The following is a 697-nucleotide window of genomic DNA, read 5'->3' as shown; positions in this document are numbered from 1 at the left end:
AATTATATGTATTGTCTAACCCATAATATAGAAGCATATATAAAATATAGCATGTATAGCAAAGAGAAAGAAAAGAAATACAAAAAGAATCTATATAATAAAGCAAACTGGATGAAAGACACAAGCGGCAGATATATCTGTCCGGCTGGACATGTATTCACATGTATATCAGAAAGGGTAGATAAACGTAGCAAATATATGAGAATCAATCAAAGTCATAGCTGTGGCAAATGTGAAACCTGTGAACAGAAGAATGTATGCACAACCGCAAAAAGAAATCGCATTATTACAGTGAATCCGATACTAAATGAACTTCAAACAGAGGCAAAGAAAAGACTAGACAGTGAAGAAGGAATACAGTTAAGAATGAAGCGGTCTATTGAAACCGAAGGAGCGTTTGGAGTTATCAAGACAGATAACAAGTATGACAGAATTCACAGAAGAAGCATAAAAAATGTGGAAATGGAGATACAGTTAGTATCTATTGGATTTAACTTAATGAAATATCACAATAAAAAGCAAAGACCAAAGTATTCAGCATAGAGAATAAAAAGGGGGAGATGTTTTTATAATGCCTTAAAACAAAGGTTTATTCCTTTATCTAAAAATAAGAGATATTTTTTCAGAACAAAGCATAGAAAAAAGAGGTGTAACCTCATAGACTTGTCAATTCAGTCTATTTCGTTACAGCCTCTTT

General features: G+C 32.4%; 1 protein-coding gene. It reads left to right on the top strand.

All coding sequences use genetic code 11. The annotated features are described in order from the left end of the window. Positions 1-543, top strand: a 543-nt coding sequence (locus ACESSZ_RS16475; protein ID WP_499842910.1) for a transposase, incomplete at its 5' end; no start/stop codon positions are given. Positions 544-697: the final 154 nt, after the last annotated feature.

Origin of the sequence: Eubacterium sp. 3_1_31, assembly GCF_964249515.1 — a bacterium.
GTDB classification, from domain to species: domain Bacteria; phylum Bacillota_I; class Bacilli_A; order Erysipelotrichales; family Erysipelotrichaceae; genus Longicatena; species Longicatena caecimuris.
Note: the sequence above shows the minus strand (reverse complement) of the source record. Positions and strands in the feature narration are given on the sequence as shown.